Below are 18753 nucleotides of genomic sequence, written 5' to 3'. Positions count from 1 at the left end.
GATCGACATGGATTTCGGCCTCGGCGAAGAACAGGAAATGATCGTCAAGACGGTCCGCGGCTTCGTCGAAACCGAAATCTATCCGCATGAGAACGAAGTCGAGCGCACGGGTTTCGTCCCACCGGATCTAGCAGCTGAGATCCGGCGCAAATGCATCGACCTCGGCTTCTACGCCTGCAATTTCCCCGAAGAGGCGGGCGGCGCCGGCCTCGATCATGTCACCTTCACGCTTGTCGAGCGGGAACTCGGCCGGGGCTCCATGGCCCTGACGGTCTTTTTCGGCCGTCCCTCCGGCATCCTGATGGCCTGCGAGGGCGAGCAGCGTGAACGGTATTTGCTTCCTGCCGTCCGCGGAGAAAAGATCGACGCGCTGGCGATCACCGAGCCCGATGCCGGTTCCGACATGCGCGGCATGAAATGCACCGCTCGCAGCAACGGCAGCGATTTCGTGCTCAATGGCACCAAGCACTTCATCTCGCATGCCGATGTCGCCGATTTCATCATCGTCTTTGCCGCGACCGGCGAGGAGGAAACACCGAGAGGTCTCAAGAAGAAGATCACCGCGTTTCTGGTCGATCGCGGCACGCCAGGCTTCGAAATCCTCAAGGGCTACGATTCCGTCTCCCATCGCGGTTATCACAATTGCACCTTAAGCTTTGCCGATTGCCGGATTCCGGCCTCCCAAGTGCTGGGCGAGGTGCATCGCGGTTTCGAACTTGCCAACCAATGGCTCTACGGCACGCGGCTGACGGTCGCTGCCACCTGTGTCGGTCGGGCGCGGCGCGTCTTCGACATGGCGCTTTCCTATGCTGCCGTGCGCAAGCAGTTCGGCAGGCCGATCGGCGCCAACCAGGGGGTTTCCTTCAAGCTTGCCGACATGATTACCGAGATCGACGCAGCCGACTGGCTGACACTTTCGGCGGCATGGCGACTGGATGCAGGTCTATCTTCCGATCGCGAAATCGCTTCGGCCAAGCTCTACGCCTCCGAAATGCTTGCCCGCGTCACCGATGAGGCGATCCAGATCTACGGCGGCATGGGTCTGATGGACGATCTGCCGCTTTCCCGCTTCTGGCGGGATGCGCGCGTCGAACGTATCTGGGACGGCACATCGGAAATCCAGCGCCACATCATCAGCCGCGATCTTCTGCGGCCTCTGGGAGCGTAGCCGATGACATCACGCGCGCTCGACCGCCTGTTCAGACCGCAAACGATCGCCGTCTTCGGCGGCCGCGAAGCGCGTCGGGTGATCGAGCAGTGCGACCGGATGGGGTTTGCGGGCGAGCTCTGGCCCGTTCACCCGACGCTCGACAAGGTCCTCGGACGGCGTTGCTACAGAAGCGTTTCCGACCTGCCGTCGCCGCCCGACGCGGCTTTCGTCGGGGTCAACAGGATATCGACCATCGAGATCGTGCGCAGCTTGTCGGCAGCGGGTGCCGGCGGTGCGGTCTGTTATGCCTCGGGCTTCAGCGAGGCCGTGGCGGAGCTTGCCGATGGCAGCGACCTGCAACAGGCATTGGTTGGCGCCGCGGGTGACATGCCGATCCTCGGACCAAACTGCTACGGCTTCATCAACGGCCTCGACGGCGCGCTTCTCTGGCCCGATCAGCATGGCATGACGCGCTTCGAACGCGGCGTGGCGATCCTGACCCAATCGTCGAATATAGCGCTCAACCTGACCATGCAGACACGCGGCCTGCCGATCGCCTATGTCGTGACGTCGGGCAACCAGGCGCAAACCTCGCTCTGCGACCTCGCCTGCGGCCTGCTTGCCGACCCGCGCGTGACGGCGCTTGGCCTCCATGTCGAAGGCTTTGGAGACAAGGCCGCGCTCGAGCGCCTTGCCGCCACAGCCCGCCTGACGAAAAAGCCCGTTATTGTTTTGAAAGTCGGCAAGTCTGAACAGGCGAGACAGGCAACGCTCTCTCATACCGCATCCCTTGCCGGCGGCGATGCGGTGGCCGATGCAGTGCTTGCCCGCCTCGGCCTCGGCCGCGTCGAAACGCTGCCGGCGCTGCTTGAAACGCTGAAACTCGTGCATGTCGCAGGCCCGCTGCAAGGTGCCTCAATCTCCTCGATGAGCTGCTCGGGTGGCGAAGCCTCGCTGATGTCGGATGCTGCGATCGGACGCGCTGTCACGTTCCGAGATCTCGAACCAGAGCAACTGCCGCGCCTGAGAGGCATCCTCGGCGACATGGTGACGCTCTCCAATCCGCTCGATTACCACACATTCGTGTGGGGCGATCTCGCGCGTCAGACAGAAGCTTTCACCGCCATGTTCGAAGGTGGCTATGACCTCAATCTCGTCGTCCTCGATTTTCCCCGCGCCGATCGATGCGAGGCGGCGGACTGGGTGACGACGGCCGACGCGGTCACCGCTGCGGCATCTGCGACAGGCGCGCTTGCCGGGATCCTAGCGACGCTGCCCGAAAACATGCCGGAGGCTGTCGCCGACCGACTGATCGCCGAAGGCGTCGTTCCCTTCTGCGGTATTGATGAAACCCTGATCGCCGCGGAAGTCGCGGCCGGCATCGGCCATGCCTGGCGCAAACCGCCTTCCCTGCCGCTTCTCGATGTGGCGTCCGTCGAAGGCGCAATCGAAACGCTGACGGAGGCCGATGCGAAGACCGAACTCGATCTCGCCGGCCTTCGGACCCCCAAAGGCCAGGTTGCAAGTTCGCCGCTTCAGGCGGCGGATTGTGCTGAGCGGCTCGGCTTTCCTGTTGTCCTGAAAGCTCTTGGCGTCGCGCACAAGACCGAAGCAGGCGCCGTCGCACTCAACCTGAAGGATGCCAAGGCCGTATCGGAAGCCGCATCAAAGATGGCCGCGACAGCCGGCTTTCTGGTCGAGAAGATGATCGACCGGCCTGTCGCCGAGCTGATCGTCGGCGCTTCCCGCGACCCGGTCTTCGGATTATCGCTAACGCTCGGCGCCGGCGGAATTTTCGTCGAATTGCTGGAGGATTCCGTTATTTTGCCGTTGCCGACGACGAGATCGGAAATTTCCGAGGCAATTTCGCGCCTGAAGATCGCAAAACTGATCGAGGGATATCGCGGGCGCCCGAAGGGAGACCTCGAAGCGACAGTGACGGCTGTCGCGCGGGCGGCAGATTATGTCGTAATGAATGCGGCACGGCTGGAGGAACTGGACATTAATCCGTTGATGGTTCTTCCCGAAGGTCACGGCGTGGCCGCAGTCGATGCCCTGATCCGGCGGAGGAGGTAGCATAGGTTGAGCAACCCCATTCGCACCCGACAGGTCGGCGCAGTGCTGGAAGTCATCATCGTCCGGCCGAAGGCGAACGCCATCGACCTTGCCACAAGCCGCACCATGGGACTGATATTCCGTGATTTCCGCGACGATCCATCGCTGCGCGTGGCAATCATCTCCGGCGCAGGCGAGAAATTCTTCTGTGCCGGATGGGACCTGAAGGCCGCCGCGGCAGGCGACGCGGTCGACGGAGATTATGGTGTCGGCGGTTTCGGCGGGCTGCAGGAACTGCGCGATCTCAACAAGCCTGTCATCTGCGCCGTCAACGGCATCTGTTGCGGAGGCGGGCTGGAGATCGCACTCTCCGCCGACCTGATCCTCGCAGCAGAACATGCAACTTTCGCTCTTCCGGAAATCCGCTCCGGCACGGTTGCCGATGCCGCCTCGGTGAAGCTGCCGAAGCGCATCCCCTATCATATCGCCATGGACATGCTTTTGACCGGCCGCTGGCTTGACGTCCAGGAGGCGCATCGCTGGGGTTTCGTCAACGAAATCCTGGCAGCAGACAAGCTGATGGAGCGGGCCTGGGATCTCGCCCGCCTGCTCGAAAGCGGGCCGCCGCTCGTCTACGCGGCAATCAAGGAAATCGTGCGTGAATCGGAGGGCTCCACCTTCCAGACTGCCATGAACAAAATCACCAAACGGCAGTTTGCTACAGTGGACCGGCTTTATTCGAGCGAGGACCAATTGGAAGGCGCACGGGCTTTCGCCGAAAAACGAAGCCCTGACTGGAAAGGACGGTAACAAGGCGGCGGCAACCGCTCATCTTCCCGCAAGCGTGCGGGCATCACGAACGGAAGAGGAAACCGTTCGGGAATCATGCCCAAAAATCGAAGTCAACGCACCATAAGAAGGAGAAGGGGAATGAACGACTACACGAAATATCTCGCAAGCCGGGTAACCGCCGGTGGCCTCAGCCGCCGCGAATTCCTGGGGCGCGCCATGGCAGCCGGCCTGACGCTTGCCGTTGCCGACAAGCTCTTTACCGAAAGTGCCGAAGCCGCCGAACCGAAACGCGGCGGTCATCTGAAGCTTGGCCTGGAGGGCGGGGCTGCGACCGACTCCAAAGACCCGGCGAAATTTCTCTCGCAATTCATGTTCTGCGTCGGCCGCTGCTGGGGCGACATGCTGGTAGAATCCGATCCGCTCACCGGTGCCGCGGTACCGGCGCTCGCCGAATCCTGGGAACCGTCGAAGGATGCGGCAACCTGGACCTTCAAGATCCGCAAGGGCGTCAAGTTCCACAACGGCAAGGAACTGACGATCGATGACGTGATCGCCACACTCAAGCGTCATACCGACAAGGCGTCGGAATCCGGCGCACTCGGCGTTCTCGGCTCGATTAAGGAAATCAAGGCGGACGGCGGCAACCTCGTCCTGACGCTTTCGGAAGGCAACGCCGATATGCCGTTGCTGTTGACCGACTATCATCTGGTCATTCAGCCGAATGGTGGTGTGGACGATCCGCTCGCCTCGATCGGCACGGGGCCCTATAAGTTGACGAACTTCGAGGCGGGCGTGCGCGCCACCTTTGAAAAGAACAAGGACGACTGGCGCACTGATCGCGGCTATGTCGATTCCATCGAAATCATCGGCATGAACGACGCCACGGCGCGCATCGCCGCGCTCTCGTCCGGCCAGGTGCATTACATCAACCGTGTCGATCCGAAGACCGTCAACCTCCTGAAGCGTGCTCCGAATGTCGAGATCCTTTCGACTGCCGGGCGCGGCCACTATGTCTTCATCATGCATTGTGACAAGGCGCCGTTCGACAATAACGACCTGCGCCTGGCGCTCAAATACGCCATGGACCGCGAGACTATGGTGGAGAAGATCCTCGGCGGTTACGGCAAGGTCGGCAACGATTTCCCGATCAACAGCACCTATGCGCTGTTTCCCGAGGGCATCGAACAGCGCACCTATGATCCGGACAAGGCGGCCTTCCACTACAAGAAATCAGGCCATAGCGGCTCGGTCCTGCTGCGCACTTCCGAAGTCGCTTTCCCCGGCGGTGTCGACGCGGCCGTCCTCTATCAGGAAAGCTGCAAGAAGGCCGGCATCGAGATAGAGGTCAAGCGCGAGCCGGGCGACGGCTACTGGACCAACGTCTGGAACGTCCAGCCCTTCTCGACTTCCTATTGGGGCGGGCGTCCGACACAGGACCAGATGTACTCCACCGCCTATCTGTCGACGGCGGACTGGAACGACACCCGCTTCAAGCGTCCGGATTTCGACAAGCTGTTGCTTCAGGCCCGTTCCGAACTCGACGAGGGCAAGCGCAAGGAGCTCTATCGCGCCATGGCGATGATGGTCCGCGATGAAGGCGGCGTCATCCTGCCGATGTTCAACGACTTCGTGAACGCCTCCACCAAGCAGGTGAAGGGCTACGTCCACGACATCGGCAACGACATGTCGAACGGCTACGTCGCAACCCGCGTCTGGCTGGAGGCCTGACGCCGGTCTTCTGTCCGATCTCCACCGAAGCCGGGACCGTGGGACAAAACCCGCGGTCCTCCTGACGTTTCAGCGCGAGGCCATCACCATGTCCAGTCCGACCTCCGGCAATATCCTGCCCGGTCTCAGGTTCCGGCAGCGTTTTCCGCTGCTTGCCCTTGTTCTCGAGCGCTTCGTGCTCAGCATCATCCTGCTCTTTGCCGTCTCAATCCTGATTTTCGGCGGCCTGGAAGCTCTCCCCGGCGATTTCGCCACGACTTATCTCGGCCAGTCGGCAACGCCGCAGGCGGTTGCCAATATCCGCAAGGATCTCGGCCTCGACCGGCCGGTGACGACGCGATATGTCGAGTGGCTCGGTAATGCCGTGCAAGGCGATTTCGGCACATCCTGGGCCAGCAAGAACTCCGTCAGCGAGCAGATCGGCAAGCGGCTCGGCAATTCACTATTTCTGGCGGGCTTTGCCGCACTGATCTCGGTGCCGCTTGCCGTCGGGCTCGGCATGGTTTCGGTGCATTTTCGGGGCCGCCTGCCCGACAAGATCATCAACATCATTTCGCTGGCTGCGATTTCGTTGCCGGAGTTCTTCATCGGCTACCTGCTGATTATGTTTTTCGCGGTGAAGTTCGGCGTCGCCACCTTTCCCGCAACTGTCTATGAGAGCATGGGCTTTGCCGACCGCCTGAAGGCGATCGCCCTGCCGACGGCGACCCTCGTACTCGTCGTGCTGGCCCACATGATGCGTATGACGCGTGCTGCAATCCTCTCGGTCATGTCGTCGGCCTATATGGAAACGGCAGAGCTGAAGGGCCTTTCGGCGTTTCGCTCGATCGTCAAGCATGCCGCACCGAACGCGCTTGCGCCTATCATCAACGTCGTGGCGCTGAACCTCGCCTATCTGGTGGTCGGAGTGGTCGTCGTCGAGGTGGTCTTCGTCTATCCCGGCATGGGCCAGTACATGGTCGATGCCGTGACGGTGCGCGACATGCCGGTGGTGCAGGCCTGCGGCCTGATCTTTGCCGCCGTCTATATCTTCCTCAATATGCTGGCCGACATTCTCGCCATCATTGCCAACCCGCGGCTGAGGCATCCAAGATGAGATTGAGAGATATCCCCATCACCGCTTGGATCGGCATGATCGGCATCGCCGTCGCCTTCATCTTCGCGTTCTTTGCGCCTCTGATCGCCCCATACGGCGAGACCCAGGTCGTCGGCAGCGTCTGGCAGATGCCGGACGCACAATATGTCTTCGGCCTCGACAATCTCGGCCGCGACATCCTCTCGCGGCTGATCTACGGCGCGCGCACGACGCTTTTCGTGGCGCTTGCAGCGACCGTCATCTCCTTTTCGCTCGGCGTCATCCTGAGCTTTACGGCAGCCGTCTCGCGCGGGCTGATCGACATGGTCTTCTCGCGCTTCAACGATCTGATGATGTCGATCCCGACACTGATCTTCGCACTCGTGGTTCTGGCCGTCCTGCCACAAAACATCATCGTGCTGATCCTCGTCATGGCGATCCTCGATTCCACCCGCGTCTATCGTCTTGGCCGCGCCGTGGCACTCGATGTCGCCGTCATGGAATTCGTCGAGGCGGCCAAACTTCGCGGCGAAGGAAAACTCTGGATCATCTTCAGGGAGATCCTGCCGAACACCCTGACTCCGCTGCTTGCCGAATTCGGCCTGCGGTTTGCCTTCTCGATCCTGTTCCTCTCGACATTGTCCTTCCTCGGCCTCGGCATCCAGCCGCCATCGGCTGACTGGGGCGGCATGGTCAAGGACAACAAGGACGGCATCATTTTCGGCATTTCGGCAGCCCTCGTGCCCGGTAGCGCGATCGCCATACTTGCCGTCTGCGTCAATCTGGTCGTCGACTGGCTTTTGAAACGAACATCGAGCCTCAAGGGAGGGCGTGGCGATGCCTGATCTTCTTTCCGTCCGCAATCTCAAGATCGAAGCCACCAGCTATCCGCCGGGTGAAGCACCGAAACGCGTGACCATCGTCGACGGCGTTTCCTTTGATTTGCAGAAAGGCCGGGTACTCGGGCTGATCGGTGAATCCGGGGCCGGCAAGTCGACGATCGGATTATCGGCACTTGCCTATGGCCGAGGCGGTGCCGAGATCACCGGCGGAGAGGTGCGGCTCGACGGCGACAATATCCTTGCCCTTGGCAAGAAGGGCATCAGACAGATCCGCGGCGCCCGTGTCTGCTATGTCGCCCAGTCGGCCGCGGCTGCCTTCAATCCTGCCCACCGGCTCGGCGACCAGGTGATCGAGGCTTCCGTCAAGCACGGGCTCATGAGCAAGCAGGAGGCGAAGAACAGAGCGCTCTACCTGTTTCAGGTGCTTGGCCTTCCCCATCCCGAAGGTTTCGGCGAGCGTTTCCCGCACCAGGTCTCGGGCGGCCAGCTGCAGCGTGCCATGACGGCCATGGCGCTCTGCTCTAACCCCGAACTGATCGTCTTCGACGAACCGACGACGGCACTTGACGTCACCACCCAGATCGACGTGCTGGCTGCAATCAAGCATGCGATCGAAGCAACCCATACGGCGGCCCTTTACATCACTCATGATCTCGCCGTCGTCGCCCAGATCTCCGACGACATCATGGTGCTGCGCCATGGAAAGACAGTGGAATACGGCAGCGTACGGCAGATCATCGAAGAGCCACGGGAGGACTATACCCGCGCGCTCGTCAACGTCCGGCAGACGCTCAGGGACGAGGCTGTCGACCAGTCCGATGCGCTGCTGAAGATCGAAAACGTCAGTGCAGAATATTCCAACGGCTTCAAGGTCCTGAACGATGTCAGTCTGCATGTGCCGAAGGGACAGACATTGGCGATCGTCGGTGAATCGGGCTCGGGAAAATCGACGCTCGCCCGCGTCGTCACCGGGCTCTTGTCACCCAGCGCCGGGTCGATCTCTTTTGCCGGCAAACCATTGACGCCCGACGTCCGACGCAGGCCACGCGACGATCTCCGCCGCATCCAGCTCATCTACCAGATGGCCGACACGGCGATGAACCCGCGTCAGACCGTGCGCGACATCATCGGCCGGCCGCTCACCTTCTATTACGGCCTCAGGGGAGCCTCAAAGACCGACCGTGTGAAGGAATTGCTCGACCAGATCGAGATGGGTAACGGCTTCCTGAACCGCTACCCGGCAGAGCTCTCGGGCGGCCAGAAGCAGCGTGTGGCGATTGCGCGCGCGCTCGCCGCAAAACCGGAACTCATCCTCTGCGACGAGCCAACCTCGGCTCTCGATCCTCTGGTGGCTGAAGGCATCCTGAAGCTGCTGCTGCGCCTGCAGGAAGAGGAAAAGCTCTCCTACATCTTCATCACCCATGACATCGCCATCGTCAGGGCCATTGCCGACAGCGTCGCGGTCATGCATCGCGGCAGGCTCGTGCGCTTCGGCCCGAAATCGAAGGCGCTCTCTCCGCCCTTCGACGACTATACCGACCTGCTCCTGAAATCCGTCCCGGAGATGGAGATCGGCTGGCTGGAAAAGGTGTTGACCACCCGGCGGATGGAAAGCGCCGGCAACTGAACGTCAAATCGGCCGGCCGCTCTTGGCCGGCTCAATGATTGCTTCCAGGGAAAACCATGAGCCAACGCTCCTTCACGACGATCGAAAACCAGTGGATCACGCTCGCCGACGGAACGCGACTTGCCGCGCGGATCTGGATGCCTGATGGTACGGATGCCGATCCGGTGCCGGCCGTCTTCGAATTCCTGCCCTACCGCAAGCGCGATGGAACGAGCCTGCGTGATGAATCGACCTATCCGGTCTTTGCCGCCGCCGGCATTGCGGGTGTGCGTGTCGATATCCGCGGCTCGGGCGAATCCGACGGGGTGATCGACGGCGAATATACCGAACTCGAGCTTGCCAATGCCTGCGAACTGATCGCCTGGATCGCCGACCAGCCCTGGTGCAATGGCTCGGTGGGCATGATGGGCATTTCCTGGGGCGGCTTCAACAGCCTGCAGGTCGCGGCCTTGCGTCCGCCGGCATTGAGGGCCGTTATCTCGATCGCATCGACCGTCGACCGTTACAATGACGACATCCACTATAAGAACGGCTGTCACCTTTCCGCCCAGCTCTCCTGGGCCGCAACGATGCTCGGCTACCAGTCTCGCCCGCCCGATCCCGCTATCACCGGCGATCGCTGGAAGGATATGTGGCTGGAGCGGCTGGAAAACGAACCGTTCTTCATGGAGGAATGGCTTACCCACCAGCGACGCGACACCTTCTGGGAACATGGTTCGATCTGCGAGGATTTTGCACGCGTCGAGATCCCTGCGATGGTGATTGCCGGCTGGGCGGACGGCTATCGCAACACACCGCTGAAGGCGATCGCCGGGCTTGGCACAGAGGCTAAGGCGCTGATTGGCCCCTGGGTTCACAAATATCCGCATTTCGCCTTTCCAAAGCCGCGCGCCGATTTCCATGGCGAAGCGATCGCCTGGTGGAACCGCTGGCTGCGCGGCGAAGAGAATGGTGCGGAAAATACGCCCCAGCTTCGCGCCTATATTCTCGACGCCGTGCGCCCTGCCCCGCGCCGCGATGCCGATCCCGGTTTTTGGGTCGCCATGGACGCATGGCGCGAACCGGCAATGCAGTTTTTCCATGTCGGATCGTCCAGCCGGCTCGAGGAAGGAGCGGCCGAGCCTCAGACATCAGCGCAAGAGGTCTATGTGCGCTCGCCCCTCGATACCGGCACGGCATCGGGGGAATATTTCACGCTGAAACCGGATGCTGAAATGGCCATCGACCAGCGCGGGGACGATGCCGGTTCGCTCATATTCGAGACCCCGCCACTTGTCGAAGATCACGAATATCTCGGCCAGCCTATTGTTACTCTGCCGCTACGCTGCGAGGCAGAGACCGCAAATCTCTGCGCGCGGCTCGTCGACGTGCATGAGGACGGCACGGCCACACGCGTTTCCTTCGGCGTTCTCAATCTTGCTCATCGTGATGGCAATGCCGATCCCAAACCCATGAAGGGCGGAGAGTGGACGACGGTGCGCCTGCTGCTTGATGCCTGCGGCTATCGCTTCCGCACCGGCCATCGCATTCGCCTTTCGCTTTCGACGGCCTATTGGCCGATGATCCTGCCGCCGCCGACGGATGCCGGCCTCGTCATCGATACGGCCTCGATCGAACTTGCGCTGCCGATACTTGCCGATCACCGCCTCGTCGCCGTGAAGGAGCCGGATAATCCCGATCCGCTGCCGAAATATATCGAGCATGCGCCGGCTGAGACCAGAAGGCAGGTCATCAGGCAGCTTTCCGCCGATCGAACCGAATACTGTATTTACGAGGATACTGGGCTTTTCGAGCATCCCGACACCGGGCTCAGCACCCGTCAGGTACGCGATGAAATATGGTCGATTAGGCCGGGCGATCCACTCTCGATGACGGGGCGGTCCACCTGGACCTGCGACATGCAGCGTCCCGGCTGGTCCGTGACGACGGTTGCGACCGCATCGATCGCCTGCACGGCAACGCACTGGATCATCACCGCCACGGTCATTGCCCATGAGGGCGGGATAAAAATCTTCGAGAAGGATTTTGCCGAGACGGCAATCGCCCGCGATCTGATGTAGCCGTTAGCGCGAAGCGAAGAGCCGCACCGCCTCGCATACCGCCTTGAAGCCTGCCCGCGCACCCTCGCTCATGTGGCGCGCGCGCAGCCACGCATGCACCATTTGCGGTTCCTCCCGGAACCAGACTTCCACGCCGGCCCCCGCAAGCCGGGCAGCGTAGGCTCGACCGTCGTCTCGCAACGGATCGAACCGCGCAACCGTGATGAAGGCAGGTGCAAGCCCTTCGACTGATGCCGCGTGAAGCGGCGCGGCGACAGGATGGCGCAGCGGTGCCTGCAGAACGTTGCGATAGTAGGCGACATCGGCCGTGCTCAGGCCTGGCGCATTTGCCATTTCAACATAGGAGCCCTTCTGCAGGTCGCCGCCCAGCGCCGGATAGACGAGAACCTGACCGGCGATACCCGGTAAGGCCTCCCCCAGCGCCCTGATGGCGAGCCCTGCCGCCAGATTGGCACCGGCACTATCGCCGATGATGACGACCTTGCTTCCGGTGGACGACAGCAGATGCTTCAGGACAAGGAAACAATCCTCGCTCTGCGCCGGCCAGCGGTACTCGGGCGCCAGCCGGTAGTCGACGGAAACAAGTTCGGCGCCGGCAAAATCGGCGATTTCAGCGCAGATCGAGTGATGGCTTTCGAGCGAGCCGACAACAAAGCCTCCGCCGTGGAGATAGAGGAGAACGGTTGATGTGGTTATTGTCCGCGGCCGATACCGGCGGATCGGTATCCGCAGCACCATGCCATCCGCATAGACCATCCCCTGCGGCAGGGCGTGGTCAAATCGCGCGCAGAGTGCGTCATACCATTGACGTTGCTGCTCGATCGATGCCTCGACTGCGTCCGATGGATAAAAGCCTTCGCAGACATCAAGGAATTCCAGAATGCTCTCTTCGGTGGGCATCGGTCGGTCGATCGACATGAAGATCCTTCCGCGTGCTTGCAAGATGCTGTCAGACAGCCAGCTAACCGATACTGCATCATGCACGCGCTCGGCCACGACGCCTGTCTTGCTGCGACCCCCGGTGTCGCCGGCAAGTTCGCCCCCTGTAAAACAGGCAGGCGCGAGCGCCCGGAACACCGGATGTCGGCAAGGCGATAGTGTRCAATCATCAAGTTGGTTATCGTGAAATGACAACTGCGACCCACGCCGCCGAGAGGACCACTCATGCGACGACCAGTGCCGCTTCTGAAGAGGATAACGGACCTGATCGGCGCTCGCCGATCGAGACCGGTACCCGCCGGCGACAGCCGGTTCCGTCAGGCGAACTGGTGGCTGACGCATCCGTAGACCCCTTCCCCCGAAAAGCCCCTGAATGTGAGCAGCGTCGATATACAATGGCCCGTCCCAATATTCTCATCATCATGGTCGACCAACTGAACGGCACGCTGTTTCCGGACGGGCCGGCCGATTTCCTGCATGCGCCGCATCTCAAGGCACTGGCGGCCCGTTCGGTCCGTTTTGCCAACAGCTACACGGCAAGCCCCCTCTGCGCGCCGGCGCGCGCCTCCTTCATGTCGGGCCAGTTGCCGAGCCGAACGCGCGTCTACGACAATGCAGCCGAATTTGCCTCCGACATTCCGACCTATGCGCACCATCTCCGGGCCGCCGGCTATCACACCAGCCTGTCGGGCAAGATGCATTTCGTCGGGCCCGACCAGTTGCACGGCTTCGAGGAGCGCCTGACGACGGATATCTATCCGGCAGATTTCGGCTGGACGCCCGATTACCGCAAGCCTGGCGAGCGGATCGACTGGTGGTATCACAATCTCGGATCCGTGACGGGCGCGGGGGTCGCTGAGATCACCAACCAGCTCGAGTATGATGACGAAGTCGCCTACAATGCCACTCGAAAGCTCTACGATCTCTCGCGCCGTCAAAACGAGCGTCCCTGGTGCCTGACCGTCAGCTTCACCCATCCGCACGATCCCTATGTCGCCAGGCGCAAATTCTGGGATCTCTACGAGGACTGCCCGGCACTTGACCCGACGGTTCCACCACTGCCCTTTGACGAGATCGACGCGCATTCGAAGCGCCTGCTCGAGGCCTGCGACTACAAGGCCTTCGATATCACTGCCGAACAGATCCGCAGGGCGAGGCGAGGCTACTTTGCGAATATCTCCTATGTCGACGAGAAGATCGGAGAGATCCTCGACGTGCTGGAGCGTACACGTATGCAGGACGACACTGTCATCCTGTTTGTCTCCGACCATGGCGACATGTTGGGTGAACGCGGCCTATGGTTCAAGATGTGCTTCTTCGACGGTTCTTCACGCGTGCCGCTGATGATATCGGCACCGGATTGGCAGCCCGCCCTGGTCGATCAGCCGGTCTCCACTCTCGATGTCACACCGACGCTTGCCGGCCTCGCCGGCCTCGATATTTCGGCAATCGCCAATTGGACGGATGGCGAGGACCTGACACAGCTGGTGAATGGCACGAAAACCCGCAGTCCGGTTTTGATGGAATATGCGGCCGAAGGATCGATCGCGCCGCTCGTGGGCATTCGCTCCGGGCGCTTCAAGCTGACAGTCTGCGAGAAGGATCCGCCGCTGCTCTTTGACCTTCAGGCCGATCCCCGCGAGCTCATCAATCTGGCCGGCGATCCGGCCCATGCGAATACGCTTGCCACGCTTCTCGATCAGGCAAAGCTTCGCTGGAACCTTGCAGCGTTTGACGCGGCAGTTCGAGAAAGCCAGGCACGGCGCTGGGTCGTCTATCCGGCATTGCGCGAAGGAGCCTACTACCCCTGGGACTATCAACCTCTGCAGAAAGCCGCCGAGCGCTACATGCGCAATCATATGGATCTGAATGTGCTCGAAGAGAACCAGCGGTTTCCCCGGGGCGAATAATCTTCGGGCATCATTGAGCACGACAAATATCCGCAGGCATGACTCACGAGCGCAGCGATCTTCGCGACGGGCCGGCCCGACAGCACTACGATCATCAATTCCGAGCTATAGGCTTCAAAGCGCGGCTTCCAGAATTTCGATTGTCGACAGCAGCAGCATGCGTGCGCCGGAGACAACATGATCCGGTGCGGTATATTCGGCTTCATTATGGCTGAGGCCATCGCGACAAGGCACGAAGATCATTGCCGCGGGTGCGACCCGGTTGACGAACAATGCGTCATGGAAGGCACCTGACAGCATTTTCCTGGTTGCCAGCCCGCCTTTTATCGCGGCCCGGTCCAATGCTTCCAGCACCGTTCGAGGAAAGTTGGCCGGAGGCATATCGAAGGCTTGCCTGATCGCCACCTGACATTGTTCCGCCCCCGCGCGGTCGCTGAAGACTTGCTCGATGGTCGCGCTCAAACGATCGATCTCCGATGAATCCGGATGACGGATGTCGATGGTGCATCGCGCCGTCTGCGGGATGGCATTGATGGCACCGGGTTCTACGGCGATACGTCCGACGGTAAATCGGGCACGCTCGTCCTGAGGCATGATACTGGCGTAAAGCCCGTTGAGGGCCGCGATCATCGCGCGAAGCGGATCCCGACGATAGTTGAGCGCAGTGGTCCCGGCATGGGCGGTCTGGCCCGACACCGTCACTTCCAGCCACCGCGTCCCCTGGATGCCGGTGACGATACCAATGGGGATGTCCTCTTTCTCGAGAGACGGCCCCTGCTCTATGTGCAGTTCGAGATATGCGTAAGCAGGAAAGCCGAGATCGCGGATCGCGGCCTGCGGAAGACTGGCAATGGTTGCCTTCAGCTCGTCGCCAAACCGTGCACCGTCGGTTGCGACCAGATCGGACCAGGCAAGCGGAATTTCACCAGCCGAGAAAGCCGAAGATCCCATGCAGCCCGGTGCGAAGCGACATCCCTCCTCGTTCGTCCAGGCAACCACTTCGATCGGCCTTTGAGTTTCAGTGCCCGCATCCTCAAGACTTTCCAGGACTTCGAAGGCCGACAGTGTCCCGAGCGCACCGTCAAAGCGCCCTCCGGACGGCTGGCTGTCGAGGTGGCTGCCAATCAGGAGCGGCGGCGCCCCCTCGTCTCTGCCCGGCCGGCGGATGAAAAGATTGGCGGCGCGATCCTGGAAGACACCGAAACCGCGCGCCTCTGCCAACTCTGCCAGCAGCAACCGGGCTTTTCGGTCCAACTCCGTCAGGGCCTGACGATTGACACCGCCGCCCGCGGTCGCGCCGATCCCGGCAAATCGGTCCAGTCGTTCCAGCAGGCGTTCTCCATTGATCTCGGGATTGCCGGTCATTGTCCAGGCTCTCAGGAATAGGCTGCTTCGTGGAAATCGATCTCAAGGCGTTGAGCACGGCCGAAAATGGCGCTCAATCGTTTGCGTTCGGCAGGATCCATCGTCTCACCGGCCTCGTCCAGCACCGCCTTCAACCAGCGCGCCTGCGCTTCGAACTCCGGTTCGGCATGAAGCTTGACCCATGCCTTGAGAAGCGGATCGCTGATATCAATCCGGTCGGCCTCGGTCGACCAGGTCCAGTACATCCATTCGGCCGCAAACATCGCAGCAATCGTGTCGAGAAAGCCGCCGTCACGGGCAATCGCCAGCATTCCCTCGCGGAAGGCAGCGACATCGGCCCGGCCGGTGTCATAGCGGGCGGGATCGATGGCGCGGGCTGCGAAGGTCTTCTCAAAATAGGCGATCTGCTGGTTTGCAAGCGCGTCCAGCACGCCGATCAGCCAGCGCTTCTGCTCGATGGTCCCGGCCTTTGCAGTGGCATAGGAGAATATCCCAATCGCCGTTTCAACGAAGGCGCCCTCGAAGACGAGATATCGTTCGAAGGCCTTCTTCGGGAGGCGGTCAGCCTTGATATCTTCGACGAAGCGGTGGTGCACCATGGCTTCGAAGACGTCGCGGTTCTCGTCGAGCATCTGTTCGGAGAGAGATACCATGGTCGTCACGACTCCAGACCCGGTTTTGCAGCTTCGACGAAGGCTGCGACGCGAGCCGGCTCGACAGGGTTCCACCAGACGCCACCCTCTTTCAGCGACGAGGCGACGATGACGCCGTTGGTGCGCTTGAGGATCTCGACGATATTATCCTTGGTCACGCCCGAGCCGACGAGCAATGGAAGATGGGTCGCAGCACCGATTTCCTCGATCTCCTCCATTGTCGCGCTGTTGCCCGTTCGCTGGCCGGTGGCGATCACCACATCGGCATCGAAGAACGCCAGGTCACGGGTCAGTTCGTCGATCGTCCGGTCGGCGGTGATGGCGTGTGCGCCATGCTTGACATGGCTGTCGGCAAACACCTTGATATGTTCGGCACGCAGAGCCGAGCGATAGCGCATGGCCTCGGCTGCGCGGCCTTCCATGAAGCCTTCGTTGGCGACATAGGCGTTGGCCCATTGGTTGACACGGATGAAGCGCGCCCCACCGGCTGCCGCGATCGCGAAAGCGGGGATGGGCGCATTGGCAAGCACATTGATGCCAAGCGGTACCCCGACGGCACGAGAGATGCGGTCCGTTACAACCGACATGAAGGCTGCGGTCTCGTGGCCAATATCCTCCGGCTTGGCAAAGGGGATGTCGCCATGATTTTCGACGATCAATCCGTGGATACCGCCTTTCACAAGCGCCTCCGCATCGCGCATGCAGGCGTCATAGATCACATCCATTGCCGCGCTGCGGTAGCGTGGAGCCCCCGGGAAAGGCGGGCAATGGATCATGCCAATCAGCGCCTTGTCAGTGCCGAATATTTCCCGTATGGCGCTTGTGGCCTTATCCGATATCTGCTGCATTTTTCTTTCCCTTCTGAAAGCCAGCCATGCGTGCCTATGTCATCGGTAACGTCGCCGTCGACGAAACCATTTCCGTAATGTCCATGCCCGAAGCCGGCGCCTCGATCCTCGGTCGGGAGGAAACCCGCGACCTCGGTGGCAAGGGTGCCAATCAGGCCGTCGTGATGGGCCGCACAGGCCTTCCCACGACGCTTGTCACGGCCGTGGGCGAGGATTTTCGCGCCCAGACGATCCGCGACCAGCTCGCTGGTGAAGCGCTGGACGCCCGATTGCTGGGCAGTCCTCATCGCTCCAGCGATTTCTCCATCATCTTCACGACGCCCGACGGCGAAAACGCCATCGTCACGACGACCGACTCGGCCGAAGCCTTGACCCTGTCCGAGGCGCTTGCCCCGCTCGACGATGCAGCGGTCGGCGACCTCGTCGTGCTCCAGGGCAACCTCAGCGAAAACGTGACCCGCGGCATTCTGGCCGAAGCCAGACGCCGCGGCCTGACGACCGCCTTCAATCCCTCGCCGCTCAGGCCCTATTTTGCCGAGCTCTGGCCACTTATCGACATCGCCTTCCTCAACAGGGGCGAGGCCGAAAGTCTGACCGGATCGTCCGGCGAGACCGCGATCCAGCGCCTCGCCGAAGCCGGCGTGACGCAGACCGTGCTGACCCTCGGCGGCGACGGGGCAATCCTTGCCAGCGGAAATCAGGTACTGGCAACCGTTCCCGCCCGTGTCACAGAGGTCGTCGATACGACCGGCGCCGGCGACACTTTCATGGCGGTCGCCCTTGCCTCTGCGGCCCTCCGATCGACCAGGCTCGATGCGAAGGCGATCCATCACGCAACTGCGGCTGCGGCCATTACCGTCAGCCGCCGCGGGACGCGTTCGGCCTTCCCAACCGGGTTAGAACTCGCCGGCATTCTCGTCGGCGAATGAGGCTATTCTGCCTCCGTCAGCCAGCCGAGAATATTCTTCCAAAGACGCCCGTAGCCCTCCCATTCGCAGAAGGCCGGCGAGAGCCAATGCGGACCGATATCCGAGGTCCAGGCGGCAGTTCGGCCTTTGCCGAAGCGGCCTGTGACCAGCAATGGATGGCCACCTTCCGCTTCCGGTAGCCGGGCAATGACTTCGACATCGGCGCGCTCGCGCACTTCGACTTCGTTGACGCCGAGCAGCAACGGCCATTCGCCTGACAGACCGGCGACGGTCTCGTGACCGGGCTTGACGAGGACAGGCGTCGTTCCCTCCGGAATTTCCACCCGGTCGTCATAGGGCAGGCACGTGACCGGCAGGACATCCTCGACCGGCGTGCGACGCCAGCGCGCCTTGCCGTCTATGCCCTGGAACGAGAAATAACCGCCGACCATCAGCAGCCCGCCACCCTTTTCGACCCAGGCCTTGAGCAGTTTCAGCCGGTTCGGAACAGTCTTGGAATGCAGCCAGACCGCCGGGGGAAGCAGCAGGGAGTTGGCGCCGATATCGGAGAGAATGATCGCGTCAAAAGCGTCGAGCCCTGCCATGTCGAAGGGGAATTTTTCGACTGCTTCATGGGCGGGCATATAGGTGAGCTCGAATGCACTATCCTTGAGTGCCGCAACGAGCGGCTCGGCGCCGAGGTGAAACGTGACGCTCCCGAACTGGTCGAAACCCTTATAATGCGTGGCGGAACTGACCCAGCTTTCGCCGACGAGAAGAACCTTCTTTTTCATGATGTTT

Annotated in this window: 15 protein-coding genes; 10 read left to right on the top strand and 5 right to left on the bottom strand. The window is 61.5% G+C overall.

What is annotated here, in order from left to right:
• Positions 1-7: 7 nt before the first annotated feature.
• The 8 genes from AC1DF8_RS13035 (at position 8) to AC1DF8_RS13000 (ending at position 11329) form a co-directional block, all read left to right on the top strand.
• Positions 8-1168 (top strand): acyl-CoA dehydrogenase family protein, encoded by a 1161-nt coding sequence (locus AC1DF8_RS13035; RefSeq protein WP_478153831.1) that lies wholly within the window; start codon positions 8-10, stop codon positions 1166-1168.
• A 3-nt stretch (positions 1169-1171) separates the two neighbouring features.
• Positions 1172-3226 carry an acetate--CoA ligase family protein gene (locus AC1DF8_RS13030; RefSeq protein ID WP_478153830.1) on the top strand — a complete coding sequence of 685 codons (2055 nt, stop codon included), beginning with the start codon at positions 1172-1174 and terminating at the stop codon, positions 3224-3226.
• Between the two features lie 6 nt (positions 3227-3232).
• Positions 3233-4015: a carnitinyl-CoA dehydratase gene (locus tag AC1DF8_RS13025; protein ID WP_113116474.1), complete on the top strand. Its 783-nt coding sequence runs from the start codon at positions 3233-3235 to the stop codon at positions 4013-4015.
• Between the two features lie 120 nt (positions 4016-4135).
• Complete coding sequence (locus tag AC1DF8_RS13020) at positions 4136-5725, top strand: ABC transporter substrate-binding protein (RefSeq protein WP_478153829.1); 1590 nt, start codon at positions 4136-4138, stop codon at positions 5723-5725.
• 88 nt (positions 5726-5813) lie between these two features.
• A complete protein-coding gene (locus AC1DF8_RS13015; RefSeq protein ID WP_112972413.1) occupies positions 5814-6821 on the top strand; it encodes an ABC transporter permease in 1008 nt (335 codons plus the stop codon).
• A complete protein-coding gene (locus AC1DF8_RS13010) occupies positions 6818-7645 on the top strand; it encodes an ABC transporter permease (protein WP_113147789.1) in 828 nt (275 codons plus the stop codon). The genes AC1DF8_RS13015 and AC1DF8_RS13010 overlap by 4 nt, the downstream gene beginning before the upstream one ends.
• Positions 7638-9269, top strand: a complete 1632-nt coding sequence (locus tag AC1DF8_RS13005; protein ID WP_478153828.1) for an ABC transporter ATP-binding protein — start codon at positions 7638-7640, stop codon at positions 9267-9269. The genes AC1DF8_RS13010 and AC1DF8_RS13005 overlap by 8 nt, the downstream gene beginning before the upstream one ends.
• A 56-nt stretch (positions 9270-9325) precedes the next feature.
• Positions 9326-11329 (top strand): CocE/NonD family hydrolase, encoded by a 2004-nt coding sequence (locus AC1DF8_RS13000; protein ID WP_478153827.1) that lies wholly within the window; start codon positions 9326-9328, stop codon positions 11327-11329.
• A 3-nt stretch (positions 11330-11332) separates the two neighbouring features.
• Here AC1DF8_RS13000 and AC1DF8_RS12995 read toward each other — a convergent pair whose 3' ends face one another.
• A complete protein-coding gene (locus AC1DF8_RS12995; protein WP_478153826.1) occupies positions 11333-12247 on the bottom strand; it encodes an alpha/beta hydrolase in 915 nt (304 codons plus the stop codon).
• A 416-nt stretch (positions 12248-12663) separates the two neighbouring features.
• On the opposite strand from AC1DF8_RS12995, the gene betC reads away from it, so the two are divergent.
• Positions 12664-14178, top strand: a complete 1515-nt coding sequence (betC, locus tag AC1DF8_RS12990; protein WP_478153825.1) for a choline-sulfatase — start codon at positions 12664-12666, stop codon at positions 14176-14178.
• A gap of 114 nt (positions 14179-14292) precedes the next feature.
• Here the strand turns inward: betC and AC1DF8_RS12985 are convergent, their stop codons facing one another.
• The 3 genes from AC1DF8_RS12985 to AC1DF8_RS12975 are packed head-to-tail and all read right to left on the bottom strand — an operon-like array spanning position 14293 to position 17044.
• Complete coding sequence (locus AC1DF8_RS12985) at positions 14293-15543, bottom strand: Zn-dependent hydrolase (RefSeq protein WP_478153824.1); 1251 nt, start codon at positions 15541-15543, stop codon at positions 14293-14295.
• 11 nt (positions 15544-15554) lie between these two features.
• Complete coding sequence (locus tag AC1DF8_RS12980) at positions 15555-16196, bottom strand: TenA family protein (protein WP_478153823.1); 642 nt, start codon at positions 16194-16196, stop codon at positions 15555-15557.
• Positions 16197-16201: 5 nt separating this feature from the next.
• Complete coding sequence (locus AC1DF8_RS12975) at positions 16202-17044, bottom strand: BtpA/SgcQ family protein (protein WP_478153822.1); 843 nt, start codon at positions 17042-17044, stop codon at positions 16202-16204.
• A 26-nt stretch (positions 17045-17070) separates the two neighbouring features.
• Here AC1DF8_RS12975 and AC1DF8_RS12970 point away from each other — a divergent pair, with 26 nt between their 5' ends.
• Positions 17071-17973, top strand: coding sequence for a PfkB family carbohydrate kinase (locus AC1DF8_RS12970; RefSeq protein ID WP_478153821.1), 903 nt, complete (start codon positions 17071-17073; stop codon positions 17971-17973).
• 2 nt (positions 17974-17975) lie between these two features.
• Here the strand turns inward: AC1DF8_RS12970 and AC1DF8_RS12965 are convergent, their stop codons facing one another.
• On the bottom strand, positions 17976-18746 hold the full coding sequence (locus AC1DF8_RS12965; RefSeq protein WP_113206619.1) for a glutamine amidotransferase: 771 nt from the start codon (positions 18744-18746) through the stop codon (positions 17976-17978).
• Positions 18747-18753 lie beyond the last annotated feature (7 nt).

The sequence above is a fragment of the Rhizobium sp. 05N49 genome (assembly GCF_056396805.1).
Note: the sequence above shows the minus strand (reverse complement) of the source record. Positions and strands in the feature narration are given on the sequence as shown.

Bases quoted from the DNA above. Each gene is read 5' to 3' on its own strand.
- AC1DF8_RS13035 (WP_478153831.1), top strand. From the start codon at position 8: ATGGATTTCGGCCTCGGCGAAGAACAGGAAATGATCGTCAAGACGGTC.
- AC1DF8_RS13030 (WP_478153830.1), top strand. From the start codon at position 1,172: ATGACATCACGCGCGCTCGACCGCCTGTTCAGACCGCAAACGATCGCC.
- AC1DF8_RS13020 (WP_478153829.1), top strand. From the start codon at position 4,136: ATGAACGACTACACGAAATATCTCGCAAGCCGGGTAACCGCCGGTGGC.
- AC1DF8_RS13015 (WP_112972413.1), top strand. From the start codon at position 5,814: ATGTCCAGTCCGACCTCCGGCAATATCCTGCCCGGTCTCAGGTTCCGG.
- AC1DF8_RS13010 (WP_113147789.1), top strand. From the start codon at position 6,818: ATGAGATTGAGAGATATCCCCATCACCGCTTGGATCGGCATGATCGGC.
- AC1DF8_RS13005 (WP_478153828.1), top strand. From the start codon at position 7,638: ATGCCTGATCTTCTTTCCGTCCGCAATCTCAAGATCGAAGCCACCAGC.
- AC1DF8_RS13000 (WP_478153827.1), top strand. From the start codon at position 9,326: ATGAGCCAACGCTCCTTCACGACGATCGAAAACCAGTGGATCACGCTC.
- AC1DF8_RS12995 (WP_478153826.1), bottom strand. From the start codon at position 12,247: ATGTCGATCGACCGACCGATGCCCACCGAAGAGAGCATTCTGGAATTC.
- betC (WP_478153825.1), top strand. From the start codon at position 12,664: ATGGCCCGTCCCAATATTCTCATCATCATGGTCGACCAACTGAACGGC.
- AC1DF8_RS12985 (WP_478153824.1), bottom strand. From the start codon at position 15,543: ATGACCGGCAATCCCGAGATCAATGGAGAACGCCTGCTGGAACGACTG.
- AC1DF8_RS12980 (WP_478153823.1), bottom strand. From the start codon at position 16,196: ATGGTATCTCTCTCCGAACAGATGCTCGACGAGAACCGCGACGTCTTC.
- AC1DF8_RS12975 (WP_478153822.1), bottom strand. From the start codon at position 17,044: ATGCAGCAGATATCGGATAAGGCCACAAGCGCCATACGGGAAATATTC.
- AC1DF8_RS12970 (WP_478153821.1), top strand. From the start codon at position 17,071: ATGCGTGCCTATGTCATCGGTAACGTCGCCGTCGACGAAACCATTTCC.
- AC1DF8_RS12965 (WP_113206619.1), bottom strand. From the start codon at position 18,746: ATGAAAAAGAAGGTTCTTCTCGTCGGCGAAAGCTGGGTCAGTTCCGCC.